At 45.2% G+C, this 13,051-nt stretch carries 13 protein-coding genes; 11 read left to right on the plus strand and 2 right to left on the minus strand.

Annotated features, from left to right (window positions below; all coding sequences use genetic code 11):
• Positions 1-328 (plus strand): 1,3-beta-galactosyl-N-acetylhexosamine phosphorylase C-terminal domain-containing protein (locus QVP40_RS02765; protein ID WP_288200268.1); only part of this gene is annotated, 328 nt, incomplete at its 5' end.
• A gap of 3 nt (positions 329-331) precedes the next feature.
• On the opposite strand, the gene QVP40_RS02770 is transcribed toward QVP40_RS02765, so the two are convergent.
• Complete coding sequence (locus tag QVP40_RS02770) at positions 332-1,219, minus strand: LysR family transcriptional regulator (RefSeq protein ID WP_022066979.1); 888 nt, start codon at positions 1,217-1,219, stop codon at positions 332-334.
• Between the two features lie 120 nt (positions 1,220-1,339).
• On the opposite strand from QVP40_RS02770, the gene QVP40_RS02775 reads away from it, so the two are divergent.
• The 3 genes from QVP40_RS02775 to QVP40_RS02785 all read left to right on the plus strand — a co-directional run bounded on the left by QVP40_RS02775 (position 1,340) and on the right by QVP40_RS02785 (position 5,329).
• Complete coding sequence (locus QVP40_RS02775) at positions 1,340-2,743, plus strand: alanine/glycine:cation symporter family protein (protein WP_022066980.1); 1,404 nt, start codon at positions 1,340-1,342, stop codon at positions 2,741-2,743.
• A 124-nt stretch (positions 2,744-2,867) separates the two neighbouring features.
• On the plus strand, positions 2,868-3,674 hold the full coding sequence (locus QVP40_RS02780; RefSeq protein WP_022066981.1) for an MBL fold metallo-hydrolase: 807 nt from the start codon (positions 2,868-2,870) through the stop codon (positions 3,672-3,674).
• Positions 3,675-3,886: 212 nt separating this feature from the next.
• The gene (locus QVP40_RS02785; RefSeq protein WP_022066982.1) at positions 3,887-5,329 is read left to right on the plus strand and encodes a L,D-transpeptidase family protein; all 1,443 of its coding nucleotides are present in this window, start codon (positions 3,887-3,889) and stop codon (positions 5,327-5,329) included.
• Positions 5,330-5,354: 25 nt separating this feature from the next.
• Here QVP40_RS02785 and QVP40_RS02790 read toward each other — a convergent pair whose 3' ends face one another.
• Positions 5,355-6,071 carry a Crp/Fnr family transcriptional regulator gene (locus QVP40_RS02790; RefSeq protein ID WP_022066983.1) on the minus strand — a complete coding sequence of 239 codons (717 nt, stop codon included), beginning with the start codon at positions 6,069-6,071 and terminating at the stop codon, positions 5,355-5,357.
• Positions 6,072-6,400: 329 nt separating this feature from the next.
• Here QVP40_RS02790 and QVP40_RS02795 point away from each other — a divergent pair, with 329 nt between their 5' ends.
• The 7 genes from QVP40_RS02795 to cobM all read left to right on the plus strand — a co-directional run bounded on the left by QVP40_RS02795 (position 6,401) and on the right by cobM (position 13,039).
• The gene (locus QVP40_RS02795) at positions 6,401-7,255 is read left to right on the plus strand and encodes a DUF3100 domain-containing protein (RefSeq protein WP_442852279.1); all 855 of its coding nucleotides are present in this window, start codon (positions 6,401-6,403) and stop codon (positions 7,253-7,255) included.
• Positions 7,256-7,261: 6 nt separating this feature from the next.
• Positions 7,262-7,708, plus strand: a complete 447-nt coding sequence (locus tag QVP40_RS02800) for a hypothetical protein (protein WP_022066985.1) — start codon at positions 7,262-7,264, stop codon at positions 7,706-7,708.
• Between the two features lie 15 nt (positions 7,709-7,723).
• Positions 7,724-9,037, plus strand: coding sequence for an amidohydrolase family protein (locus QVP40_RS02805; protein ID WP_022066986.1), 1,314 nt, complete (start codon positions 7,724-7,726; stop codon positions 9,035-9,037).
• The gene (locus QVP40_RS02810; RefSeq protein ID WP_022066987.1) at positions 9,037-9,798 is read left to right on the plus strand and encodes a sulfite exporter TauE/SafE family protein; all 762 of its coding nucleotides are present in this window, start codon (positions 9,037-9,039) and stop codon (positions 9,796-9,798) included. The genes QVP40_RS02805 and QVP40_RS02810 overlap by 1 nt, the downstream gene beginning before the upstream one ends.
• A 136-nt stretch (positions 9,799-9,934) precedes the next feature.
• Entirely contained in the window at positions 9,935-10,837 is a 903-nt protein-coding gene (locus tag QVP40_RS02815; protein WP_022066988.1) for an AAA family ATPase, read from the plus strand.
• Positions 10,838-11,111: 274 nt separating this feature from the next.
• A complete protein-coding gene (gene cbiD / locus QVP40_RS02820) occupies positions 11,112-12,284 on the plus strand; it encodes a cobalt-precorrin-5B (C(1))-methyltransferase CbiD (protein ID WP_022066989.1) in 1,173 nt (390 codons plus the stop codon).
• Positions 12,281-13,039: a precorrin-4 C(11)-methyltransferase gene (gene cobM, locus QVP40_RS02825; RefSeq protein WP_022066990.1), complete on the plus strand. Its 759-nt coding sequence runs from the start codon at positions 12,281-12,283 to the stop codon at positions 13,037-13,039. The genes cbiD and cobM overlap by 4 nt, the downstream gene beginning before the upstream one ends.
• Positions 13,040-13,051 lie beyond the last annotated feature (12 nt).

Here is a 13,051-nt window from a genome sequence, read left to right on the forward strand (position 1 = left end):
CCTGATCCAGAAGGACAAAGAAGTACAGATGGCAGTAAATACCTTTGGAAAGGGACGTGGCGTTTACATCAGCGGTCTGCCGTACAGCTTTGAGAACAGCCGTGTGCTTTACCGCGCAGTGCTCTGGTCCGCATCTGCAGAGGAAGAGCTGAACTGCTGGTATTCCACCAACTACAACGTAGAGGTTCACGCCTATGTGAAAAATGGCAAATATTGTGTGGTTAATAACACTTATGAGCCTCAGGATACTACTGTTTTCCGCGGAGACGGCAGCAGCTTTGATCTTCACATGGAAGCAAATGAAATCAAATGGTATGAGATCGGATAAGTCTTACTGAAAGACCTCCCTTCCCATGTAATCAATAACCGCCTGTATTTCCGGCGAAATCCACTTGTTTTTGTGGTAAAGGATCTGTTTCCAGATTTCGATATTCAGATCCGGCACGGGAATACGGGCGAGCTTTTTTTCCTGAACAGCTGTTTCTGCCACATAATCCGGCAGAAAAGAGACTTCCAACCCTTTTTGCAGCATCTGTGTGATCAGGCTGGTATCGCTGAGCTCCAGAAAAGGAGTGATCTCCAGAGAAAGACTGGTCAGGTGCTGATCCAGAAGCTTCTGATAGCTGGTATTCCTTTCTGTAAGGATAAAGGATTCATGGATCAGCTGCTTTACAGGAACAGATTCCCGGGATGCCAGAGGATGAGCTGAAGAACAGAAAAAATGGCAGGAAACAGGAGCCTCATAGGCAATCACATAGTTTCTGTCATAGATATGGTGATCCAGAGTGTACACAAGATCAATTTCATTCTGGCTTAAAAGCCGGAACATTTCTTCTGTGCTGGTGCTGATGACCTCCAGGGAGATATCAGGGAAATGCCGGTGGAACTGTTCAAAATTATTCTGGAACAGCCAGTGACATAAAGAAGGAGCAGTGGCAATTCGGATGTGGCCGGAAAGGGTCAGAGGATTGTCCGCTGTTTTTTTTATGGCCTCTGCCGTGCGGAAAAGCTCATGGGTAAGATTCAGGATCTCTTTTCCTTTTTCTGTAAGCCGGACTCTGTGGTTGATCCGTTCAAATAAAGGGATGCCAAGCTCTTTTTCCAGCTGACGGATCTGAGTGGATACTGAGGACTGGGTGTAGCCCAGACTTTCTGCAGCCTTTGTAAAGCTGCCAAGCTCTGCCACCTGAATAAAACTTTCAAGATTTCTGATTTCCATAAAAACCTCCTGTGTTATTATCAAAAATTTCAATACTTTTTATTAAAACTATCAATTTCTCAAATTATGTAATTTATTATATACTGGATCATATGACTATTCAACAAAAATGGAGGGGTTATGGGAGACTGGATTGTTAAAATAATTGAGAGTGTTTATAATTTTTTATGGGGAGATCTGATCGTACTGCCCCTGCCCGGAGGAGGAACGCTTCCGCTTTCTCTTCTTGTGATCATTCTGATACCGGCCGGGCTTTATTTTACGGTACGCACAAGGTTTCTTCCTGTTCGTCTGTTTCCGGATATGGTAAAAGCGGTTACAGGCAAAAAAACAAAAGAAAAGGGTTCTCTGTCAGTCATGCAGTCCCTGATCGTTTCTACTGCCACACGAGTGGGAATGGGAAACCTGGTGGGAGTGGTGGCAGCCATTTCTGCAGGCGGAGCCGGAGCTGTGTTCTGGATGTGGGTAACAGCCCTCATCGGATCTTCGACCGCATTTATCGAAGGAACACTGGCGCAGCTTTATAAAGAAAAGGATCCTCTGTACGGAGGATACCGGGGAGGCCCGTCCTATTACATACATAAATATCTTCAGGAAAAAAGAGGCGGCAAGGTCAGAAGATACTGTGGTCTTTCTGTACTGTTTGCCATTTCCGGACTGATCTGCTGGTGCGGAATCAGCCAGGTGATCAGTAATTCCGTATCCTCTGCATTTGAGAATGCCTTTCATATTCCGCCTTTATACAGCACCATTGCCCTGGTGGTTCTGGCAGCAGTGATCGTTCTTCGCAAAAATGCCACCGTAAAGGTTCTGGATGTTATGGTTCCCATCATGGCAGGCTGTTATCTTCTGATCACTGTTCTTCTGATCGTGATCAATTTCCGCATGATCCCGTCTGTGATCGGAAGGATCTTCCAGGAGGCTTTTGGTTTCCGTCAGGTTGTGGCAGGCGGATTTGGCGCTGTTCTTATGAATGGTATCAAGAGAGGATTGTTTTCCAATGAGGCAGGCTCCGGTTCCGCCCCCTGCGCGGCTGCAACAGCAGAGACGGATCATCCGGCAAAGGTAGGTCTGGGACAGGCTCTCGGAGTGTTTATTGACACCATTCTGATCTGCAGCTGTACGGCTATGATCATGCTTCTTACACCGGAAACTCTCACGCAGGGGCTTACCGGAATGGATCTTCTCCAGGAGGCAATGCGCTACCATCTTGGTACGTTCGGAGTAGTATTTATTGCCATTACTTTATGGCTGTTCAGTTTTTCCACTTTTGTGGGAATCCTGTTCTATGCAAGATCAAACGTTGCGTATCTTTTTGGCGACAACTGGTTTTCTCAGACCGCCTACAAGATCGTTGCCCTGGCAATGCTGTTTGTGGGAGGACTGGCTGCCTATACCGTGGTATGGGACCTTGGAGATGTGGGAGTCGGTCTTATGACATTATTTAATATCTTTATTCTGTTCCCAATGTCCAAAAAAGCCATTGATGCTCTGAAAGACTATGAAAAAAAGAAAAAAGCCTGAATCCGGGGCTTTAACAGAAAAACAGCAGTACATAAAACACAGGCAGATCATTTTTACAGTGGTCTGTCTGTTTTCTTTAAAAAAAATAGTGTATAATGATAAAAAAATCAGGGGAGGAAAACTTGTGAAGATCATAACTCTTATGGAAAATACACAGGGAGAAGAAGGCTGCGCTTTTGAACATGGGCTTTCTCTTTATATAGAAACTGAGAAACATAAAATCCTGGCAGATACAGGGGCTACGGGAGCCTTTGCAGAGAATGCAGAAAAGCTGGGAGTGGATCTCAGCTCTGTTGATATGGTGGTTTTAAGTCACGGTCATTATGATCATTCAGGCGGGATTCTTACATTTACAGAAAAGAATCGTCATGCAAGAATCTATATGCAGCAAAAAGCCACAGGGGATTTTTATCACGGAGAAAGATATATCGGCATTGACAGACGGATCCCCGATTTGCCTCAGGTGGAAATGATCCGGGGAGACAGGGTTCTGGACGGGGAAGTTTCGCTTTTTTCCAACATTACAGGGAGACGGTGTTTTCCCCAAAGCAATCTGGTGCTTACCCGGAAAATCAATGGAAAAGAGCAGCAGGATACCTTTGATCATGAACAGTGCCTGGTCATAAAAGAGGGAAAGGAACAGGTTCTGGTTTCCGGCTGCGCTCATAACGGCATTTTAAATATACTGGACAGATACCGGGAAATTTATGGCGGAATGCCTGCGAGGGTGATCAGCGGCTTTCACATGATGAAAAAAACACCATATACAGAGGAAGAAAAAAGCCTGATCCTGGAAACGGCAAAAGAGCTGTCAGAGTATGAGACGGTTTTTTATACAGGACATTGTACCGGAGACGAGGCCTTTGCCCTGATGAAGCCGGTTATGGGTGAAAAGCTGGTGAGACTCAGAAGCGGCGTACAGGTAATGTAAGCTCTGTACACTTATTGTTTACAGCTTGCCATCCCGTAAGACGTTTTGGCATATGTACCAAAAAAACGGGACAGACAGGGTAAAATCAGAGATTACAGACAGGTAGTATCTGTTATACTATAATAAAAACCGGAGATTCTGTCCTGAAGGGAATAGAATGCCGGGAAGAAATCATAGGCTTTAAATACAGAAGATGCAGAGGAACAGGGATTATGAACAAAAAAATCAGACTGAGCAGGAAAACACTGAAGATTATTCTTGCCGTATGCCTGACTGCGGCAGTTGCCATTACAACAGGATTTTTTATTTATATATATGTGGTTGACAAAAATACTCTGGGCCGGGAAATCCGGATCTATCAGCAGGAAGTATCCGGACTTACTGTAGATGAGGCTCAGAAAAAAATCATGGATGCTTTTAACAGCAGGGAACTGACCTTTTATGAGGACGGAAAAGAGGTTTACCGCACGTCCATGAAGGAACTGGGGTATTCTCTGGATGAAAATGTTCTGAATGCCCAGCTGACAGCTATTAAACAGGAAAGAGATGCAGAAAGACAGATCATAGCGCAGCCGGTGAATTTCCGTATCGGGTATCAGATACAGAAGGATCAGGAAAAGGAAAAAGCAGCGCTTTCTGCTTCTCACTTTAACAATAAAGAGAGAACAGCTTCTGTCAGCGCATCAATTTCCTACGAAGAGCAGAAACAGCAATTTGTTATGGTAAAGGACGTGCAGGGAGATCAGATTGACGAAGGCCGGCTGATAAGCCATGTAGATCAGATCCTTGATACCACTTTTCCGGAAGATCTTCTGGGCAGTGAGATTAAAATAGAAATGGGCCCCTCTGTTTATGTTCAGCCGGAAACCGTAGTGACAGATGAACTGCAGAAAAAGCTGGATTCGCTGAACGGTCAGCTGAAAAAATACAGAAGCACCACAGTTACTTATACCTTTGGCCCGGCAACGGAGGTTCTGGATTCTGCTGCGATCAGTTCCTGGATCAAAATCGAAGGAGAAAAGATCAGCATTGATGAGGCTGCGGCAAAAGCCTGGGTACAGCAGCTGGCTGCAGATTATGATACGATTTATGTGCCCCGTACCTTCCGCACCTCCTACGGAAACGACATTACCGTATCCGGAAATGAGTATGGCTTCCGCATTGATCAGGAGGCAGAGCTGAAACAGCTTCTGGAAGATCTGAAAACAGGAACAGCCATTTCCAGAGAGCCTGTTTACAGTATCCGGGGACTTCAGAGAAACGGAAAAGACGATCTTGCAGGCAGCTACATAGAAGTCAGTCTGGACAATCAGCATCTGTGGCTTTATAAGGACGGAGCACTGGTAACAGAAACCGATATTGTCAGCGGCGCTCCCACACCGGACAGGGAAACCTACCGCGGAGCGTGGCCCATCCCCTATAAGGCAAGCCCCTTTAATCTGACCAGTGACGTTTACGGATATGATGTAAAGGTAAATTACTGGATGCCTTTTGTTTACGGGCAGGGGCTTCATGACGCTTCCTGGCAGTCTTCTTTTGGCGGCAACAGATATAAAACCGGCGCAGGCAGCCACGGGTGTGTAAACCTTCCCACAGATCAGGCAGCGCTGATCTACAATACAATTGAAAGCGGATATCCGATTATTCTGTATTGATAAAAAAAGAGCAAAGGGGTTCTGATCACCCCTTTGCTGTAGTAATAAATTCTTTCATTTTTATGTATTCTTCATATCCGAAGGATATTTTCCCTTTTGTCAGATTAAAATATCCGTTTTTCTGCATGGACCGGATGGTGCGGTCCAGTGTTTTGATATTCATGCCAAGCTCTTCGCTGAGGCGTTCCCGTATTTTCTGCAGAATAAAGGCACCGTTTTCCGGAAAGACAGCATCTGTCTGTTCAGAAAGAGAACCTTCATATGCTCTTACCAGATAATCTGCCAGCAGAAAGGTTGGAGGGTAATAAAGCTTGAGGCCGTTGTTGTAGGAGGAACGGTATAGCTTAAAGGCAGTTCTTCTTGCCATCAGCCGGAGGATATGCTGGTCGTTCCGGATCCATGTCTCTGCATCCCTTCGGGAAATATAGATCACCGTACACTCTGTAACAGCCTCTATGGTAACAGAAGTGCGGGGCATTTCCGCCAGAATGGTCACCTCCCCGATAAAATCAATGGCCCGGTTTGTTTCGATCATATAGATTTTTCCATTTTCAAATTCATTAATGACCCGGTTTTCACCTTTTGCAACAATGCCGAAAAACTGAAGCTCACAGTCCTTCTGGTGAATCAGCTTTCCCGGAGGATAAACCTTGACAAAGGCCTTTTTTCGTATTTCCTCAGGCATGGTTTCTGTGTATTCTATAAGACCGGGGATTTCTTTTTCCAGATCTTCCACTGTCATAAACATTCTCCTTTTGCGTATATTCCATAAAGAAGTAATAGAAGTGTAAAAAAATATATTTCTATAAATACCAGTAAAAGTGCATGGCGCATAAAGATTTTCACGCATAATGAAAAATCATTTTATTATCTTCTCTGTAAACAGGAGTTCGCCGCTCTCTGTGTGTTAGAAAAATTATAGCACAAAGATGTGAGCGTTTCTACCGTTTTCCTCTTCCCATTTTCTAAAAAACTGTTCATAAATCACAAAAACACCTCAAATGTCCTTTTTTCTGTCAGCCCTTTTCGATAAGATAAAAATAACAAAAAACGGAACGGGAGGTAAGAGAAATCGTGAAAAAACAAAAAGAAAATTTTGCTTATGAGTCACTGGGACAAAGAATCAGAACAGAATGGAAAATCTACCTTCTGGCATTTCTTTTTGTTCTGATCGCAGACAATATCGGTCAGATCAAAATTCCAGTGGGAACAGGGATGTTTATTTTATTCCCAATCTTTTATGCCATTATTCTGGGCGTGGTAAGCGGCCCTCAGGTATTGAAAATCGTAGAAAACAAACATGTAAAAGCAGCTTCCAAGCTGGTGGTGGTCGGAATTGCGCCCTTTATTGCAAAGCTTGGAATTACAGCAGGAGCCAATATTGAAACAATTTTAAGCGCCGGTCCTGCAGTTCTGCTCCATGGCTTCGGAAATCTTTTTGGGATTTTCCTGGCGCTGCCGGTGGCCATTCTCCTGGGAATGAAAAGAGAGGCAGTGGGAGCCTGCTTTTCCATTAACCGTGAGTATCATATGGCGCTGATCAATAATATTTACGGCGCAGATTCTGCTGAGGCAAGAGGAAGTCTTTCTATTTATATTGTCGGCGGAATGGTGGGAACCATTTATTTTGGAATCCTGGCATCTGCAGTGGCAATGACCGGACTTTTTCATCCTGAGGCAATGGGACTGGCATCAGGTGTGGGTGCGGGAATCATGATGGCAAGCTCCAGCGCGTCTCTCTGCGCCATGTATCCTGATTTTGCAGAATCCATTAAAACGCTTGCCAGTGTGGGAGAAACCATGGCAGGAATAACAGGAATTTACATTAACATGTTTATTGCGATTCCCCTTTGCGACAAACTGTATCAGATACTGGAACCAAAGCTTGGTCACTTTGGACGCAAAAAGAAGGCAGGAAAGGAGTAAGAGGATATGAGATACATAGAATGGCTGTTTCTTCTGGTAATCGGTGCCTGCGGTACCGGACTTGCAAACTTTATCGGATATGACGTGGGATTTATGGAGTCCCTTCCCGGGCTGGCGGTGCTGGTAATTATTTCCATGCTTGCAGTTGTCTGTACAAAGGTGATCCCTCTGAAGCTTCCCATTGTTGCCTACTGTGCCATCATTGGTCTTCTGGCCGCCTGTCCTTTATCTCCGGTAAGGACTTTTGTGATCGATGCTGCGGCAAAGATCAATTTTACAGCGCCGTTTACCATGGTGGGAGCCTATGCCGGACTTGCTATCGGGGATCAGCTGAAAACCTTTGTGAAACAGGGGCCGAAGATCCTTCTGGTAGGTCTTCTGGTAATGACAGGAACCTTCCTTGGCTCCTGTATCTGGGATTCCCTGATTCTGAAGCTTACAGGCGCAATTTAAAAGGAGCAGATGTTTATGATAAAATGTGATCTTCTGATAAAAAATACAGTTGTAATGACTGATTATGAAACAGTAAAAACAGGAATGGATATCGGGATAAAAGGGGAGAGGATCCTTTTTGTATCAGAAAAAGGAACAGAGGAGGTTCAGGCGCAGAAGGTGATCCGGGGAGAAGGAAAGCTTTTTATGCCCGGATTTACAGACAGTCACATGCACACAGGTCAGCAGCTGTTAAAAGGACTGGTTCTGGATGCAAAGCCGATTATCTGGACAAGAGTCATGCTTCCCTTTGAAAGTACCCTGACACCGGAAAAAATGAGACTTTCCGCAAAAACAGCAGCTCTGGAGATGATCCGGTGCGGCACCACTTCCTTTGTAGATGCAGGCAGCTATTATATGGACGCGGCGGCAGAGGTTTATGAAAAAAGCGGACTGAGAGGCTGTCTTTCTGTTTCCACAATGGATGAAGCCGGACTTCCGGAAAGCATTGCCATGAATGCCCGGCAGGCGGTAAAGGAGACAGACCGGCTTTATGATACCTGGAATGGAAAAGGAAACCTGAAGGTTTATTATGCGCTCCGGGCTTTAAACTCCTGCTCGGATGAGCTGGTGGAGCTGGCTGCTTCTCATGCCGGGGAAAGAAACACAATGCTTCAGGCTCATATGAACGAATATCAGGGAGAGGTAGACGGGATCATAAAAAGAGAAGGAATCCGTCCTTATGAATACCTTGAAAAAAAGGGTGTGCTCTCAGAAAGATTTCTGGGCGCTCACAGTCTGATCCTTTCGGAAGGAGAAAAGGAGCTTATCAGAGAAAAAAAGGTAAAAATCTGTCACTGTCCGTTCAGTAACTGCGGAAAAGCAGTTCCGGATACGCCTGATCTGGTAAACCGGGGAATCATACCGGGATTTGGAAGCGACGGAGCAGCCCACGGAGGTTTAAGCCTGTGGAATGAAATGAGGATCTTCCGTTCTCTTATGAATATTTACCATGGTGTTCCCAAACATAACCCAAAAGTTATGCCTGCAGAGCTGCTTTTCCGAATGATGTTCGAGGGCGGGGCAGCCGCTGTAGATGAGATGGGACAGTGCGGAAGAATCGAGGAAGGCTGTAAGGCTGACATGATCGGTATCTGTCTGGAGACAGCGCGGCTGATCCCCAGTGGAAATCTTATTCACACTATGTTTGAGTGCGGAGAGGCAGGGGATGTCAGTGAGATGATCGTAGGAGGAAAAATTCTTATGGAAAACAGAGAGATAAAAACTCTGGATGAGGAAAAAATCCTGTTTGAGGCAAACCAGTATATGAAAAAGGCAGGTGTTCTGTAATGGGTATCTGGCTGATGACAGCGGCTGCCAATCTTGTGGTAGGCGCGCTGGTAGGCCTCTGCGGCGTGGCCGGCTTTCTGCTTCCCATGTTTTATACTGCAGGTCTGGGAATGAGCGTTACAGAGGGGCTGGCGCTGAGCTTTGCAGCTTTTATTGTATCCGGCGCATTGGGCTCCTGGAATTATAAAAAGGCAGGAAACCTTGATGTAAAATTCGGGCTGAAGCTCAGTATCGGAAGTCTGATCGGAGCCATACTGGGAGTAAAGCTGAATCTGATCATTCCCGAGGAACAGGTAAAAGTGATTCTTTATCTGGTGGTGCTTCTTTCCGGGATCTCCATTCTTGTAAGAAAGGATGGAAAGCCTGAGGATAAAAAGAAAAAAGGCTTTTCCATTGAAAACAATCTGCCTGTAACCTTACTTCTCGGGGCAGTGACCGGAGCCATCTGCTCTATGTCGGGGGCAGGAGGCCCGGTACTTGTGATGCCGCTTCTGGTGGTTATGGGAATTTCGGTACGGACCGCAGTGGGAGTGGCGCTTTTTAACTCTGTCTTTATCGGCATTCCGGCAGTAACAGGATATCTTGCCCAGTGCGATATCAAAAAGCTTCTTCCGGTTCTGCTGATCGCTCTTCTTACTCATGGAATCGGCGTATATTTTGGGAGCAAAAATGCATCCAGGATCAATCAGAAGCTTCTGAAAACAGGAATTGCAGTTTTTTCTGTGGGAATTGCAGTGTGTAAGCTGACAGGAATTTTTTAAATGACCGGAAGATGCGGGTTACTGTGAAATAAACATGCCGCGGATCATATGCTGAAATCTTTGAGCTGCCTTGTGTAAGAGGTGTATTCATGATAAAATACACACAACAGACAAAGGAAAGGCAGGGGAGCGGCTTATGGGTATTTATCTGAACAGTAAAACCGCATATACGTTATACAAAAGTGAAACAGAAAAGCCTTATTTTGTAGACAAATCCAGAATGCTAAAGGAATTGTTCCCGATGGTAGAAACCGGTAATAACCATATCTGTATTACACGGCCAAGACGGTTTGGAAAAACAGTAGCAGCCAATATGATCGCCGCTTTTTTCTCAAAAGCCTGCAATGCGGCGGATATTTTTGACTCCTTACAGATCGCGCAGTCCAGGGAATACGAAAAGTACAGGAATCAGTTTTCGGTGATTCACATTTTCTTTAATGAACTGGGAGGAAGATGCTCTTCCTATGATGAATATATAGGAAGAATTGAAAAAAGACTGATAAGGGATTTAAAAAAGGAATATCCGGAAACAGATATTGGGGATACAGACAGCGCGGCAGAGGCTCTTCTGGAATTGTATGCTGAGAGAGAAGATGCCAGATTTGTGTTTGTTCTGGATGAGTGGGATTTTATTTTTCATCAGAGCTTTATCAGCCAGACAGACAAAAAGGAATTCCTTATATTTCTCCGTAATCTTTTAAAGGACAGACCCTATGTGCTGCTTGCCTATATGACAGGGATTCTTCCCATTGCAAAGTACAGCAGCGGATCGGAACTGAATATGTTCAGTGAGTTTACCATGGCCTCTGAAGAAAAATTTTCTGAGTATTTTGGCTTTACGGAACAGGAAGTGGATATGCTGTTTGAACGCTACCGTGAACAGGAAACCCGTCCTGAAAAAATAACAAGGCAGGGACTGAAAACCTGGTATGACGGTTATCACACAAAATCAGGAGAGCGGCTTTATAATCCGCGTTCCGTTGTCATGTCTTTGTCAAACAATAATCTGGGAAATTACTGGACCAGCAAAGAGCAGTAGTTCGAAGGGTTCTTCTGGTGGGAATCGGCTATGATAAAGAAACAAAAAAGTACCGCTGCAAAATAGAAGAAATAAAATTACAATAAAAGAAAACAACAACGGTTATTGAGGATATATTCCCGGGCGAAGGGGGTATATCCTTTTTGTTTGTGGGCTGCGATTCCCTTTATGTACTGTCATTATCAGCAGTAACATATTCCCGGAAAGCTGTCAGAAAAATTGACTTTTTACACGCAAAATTATATAATGAAAAGCGTTGATAAGGAGGAAATTTATGGCTCATAAAACCGGTCTGGAAGATTATTATATCACAAAAAATAATAAAAAACTCCGCTTTGGTTATACTACGGGTTCCTGTGCGGCAGCAGCGGCAAAAGGCGCTGCAGAAATCCTTCTTGGAGGAAAAATGATCCGTGAGATCAGTCTCATGACGCCAAAGGGAATTCTTCTGAATCTGGAACTTCTTGACATTCAGAAAGAAGAAAACGCAGTGACCTGCGCTGTTCAAAAGGATGCCGGAGACGATCCGGATACTACAAACGGGATTCTGGTGTATGCTACGGTGGAAAAGCTGGACGGCGAAGCCATTGAGCCCCGGATTGTCATTGACGGAGGCGTCGGTGTAGGAAGAGTGACAAAGCCGGGACTGAAACAGGCAGTAGGCGAGGCTGCTATCAATCCGGTTCCAAAAGCCATGATCCTCAGATCTGCGGAGGAGGCCGCAGACAGATTTGATTATGAAGGCAGACTGAAAATTACCATTTCTGTGCCTGAAGGAGAAAAAATTGCCGGAAAAACCTTTAATCCCAGACTTGGGATTGTGGGAGGCATTTCTATTCTGGGAACCACAGGAATTGTGGAGCCCATGAGTGAAAGGGCGCTGATTGACAGCATCCGAATAGAAATGAGCCAGCATGCGGCAATGGGAGAAGAATATATTCTGGCAACTCCGGGAAACTACGGCGCGGAATTTTTAAGGGAGCATATGACGCTTCCTTTTGAAAAAAATATCAAATGCAGCAATTATGTGGGAGAAACCATTGATATGGCTGTGGATATGGGAGTGAAGGGAATCCTTTTTGTATCTCATATCGGCAAGTTTGTAAAAGTTGCAGCAGGGATCATGAACACTCATTCTCACAGTGCGGACGGGAGAATGGAGGTTCTTGCAGCAGGGGCCATCCGTGCGGGGGCTGACCTTGGCTGCGCAAAGGAGATCCTGAACTGCAATACCACAGACGAGGCACTTGCTGTTCTGGACAGGCACAGGATCCTGAAAGAAACCATGAAGGAGATCACAGACCGGATCCAGTTTTATCTGGATCACCGTTCCTATGACCAGATCCTTCTGGGCGCTGTGATTTTTTCCAGTGAATACGGATATCTGGGACAGACAGAACACGCGGCAGAATTAATCAAAAAAATATCCAAAGGAGAAAACAGATGATACATTTTGTTGGAGCAGGCCCGGGAGCGCCGGACCTTATTACAGTGAGAGGAAAACAGTATCTGGAGGAGGCTGATGTGATCATTTACGCAGGTTCTCTGGTAAATCCCCAGCTTCTGGAATACAGTAAGGATGTGTGCACCATTTACAACAGCGCAAAGATGACGCTGGAAGAAGTGATTTCTGTTATGGAAAAGGCGGAAAAAGAAGGTAAGACAACGGTTCGTCTCCACACAGGCGATCCCTGCATTTACGGAGCGATCCGGGAGCAGATGGATATTCTGGATGAAAAAGGAATTGCCTATGATTCCTGCCCGGGCGTCAGCTCTTTCTGCGGCGCGGCAAGCGCATTGAATCTGGAATACACACTTCCCGAGATTTCTCAGAGCGTGATCATTACAAGGATGGAAGGAAGAACTCCGGTTCCGTCCAAAGAAAGCATTCAGTCCTTTGCGGCTCATCAGGCGTCCATGGTGATCTTTTTAAGCACCGGAATGCTGGAAGAGCTGTCAAGAAGACTGATCGAGGGCGGTTATCGGGAAGATACTCCGGCTGCCATTGTCTATAAGGCAACCTGGCCGGACGAAAAGAAATTTATCTGTACCGTGGGAACTCTGGCAAAAACAGCAGCAGATAACAATATTACAAAAACAGCTCTGATGATCATTGGAGACGCGGTAAACGCAGCGGATTACGACCGCTCCAAATTATACGATCCTTCATTTACCACAGAATTCAGAAAAGCCACAAAATAAAACGGAGAAAAA

Source organism: Blautia sp. CAG:257, from assembly GCF_000433815.1.
Classification (GTDB): Bacteria; Bacillota; Clostridia; order Lachnospirales; family Lachnospiraceae; genus Blautia_A; species Blautia_A caecimuris.

Bases quoted from the DNA above. Each gene is read 5' to 3' on its own strand.
- QVP40_RS02770 (WP_022066979.1), bottom strand. From the start codon at position 1,219: ATGGAAATCAGAAATCTTGAAAGTTTTATTCAGGTGGCAGAGCTTGGC.
- QVP40_RS02775 (WP_022066980.1), top strand. From the start codon at position 1,340: ATGGGAGACTGGATTGTTAAAATAATTGAGAGTGTTTATAATTTTTTA.
- QVP40_RS02785 (WP_022066982.1), top strand. From the start codon at position 3,887: ATGAACAAAAAAATCAGACTGAGCAGGAAAACACTGAAGATTATTCTT.
- QVP40_RS02790 (WP_022066983.1), bottom strand. From the start codon at position 6,071: ATGACAGTGGAAGATCTGGAAAAAGAAATCCCCGGTCTTATAGAATAC.
- QVP40_RS02800 (WP_022066985.1), top strand. From the start codon at position 7,262: ATGAGATACATAGAATGGCTGTTTCTTCTGGTAATCGGTGCCTGCGGT.
- QVP40_RS02805 (WP_022066986.1), top strand. From the start codon at position 7,724: ATGATAAAATGTGATCTTCTGATAAAAAATACAGTTGTAATGACTGAT.
- QVP40_RS02810 (WP_022066987.1), top strand. From the start codon at position 9,037: ATGGGTATCTGGCTGATGACAGCGGCTGCCAATCTTGTGGTAGGCGCG.
- QVP40_RS02815 (WP_022066988.1), top strand. From the start codon at position 9,935: ATGGGTATTTATCTGAACAGTAAAACCGCATATACGTTATACAAAAGT.
- cbiD (WP_022066989.1), top strand. From the start codon at position 11,112: ATGGCTCATAAAACCGGTCTGGAAGATTATTATATCACAAAAAATAAT.
- cobM (WP_022066990.1), top strand. From the start codon at position 12,281: ATGATACATTTTGTTGGAGCAGGCCCGGGAGCGCCGGACCTTATTACA.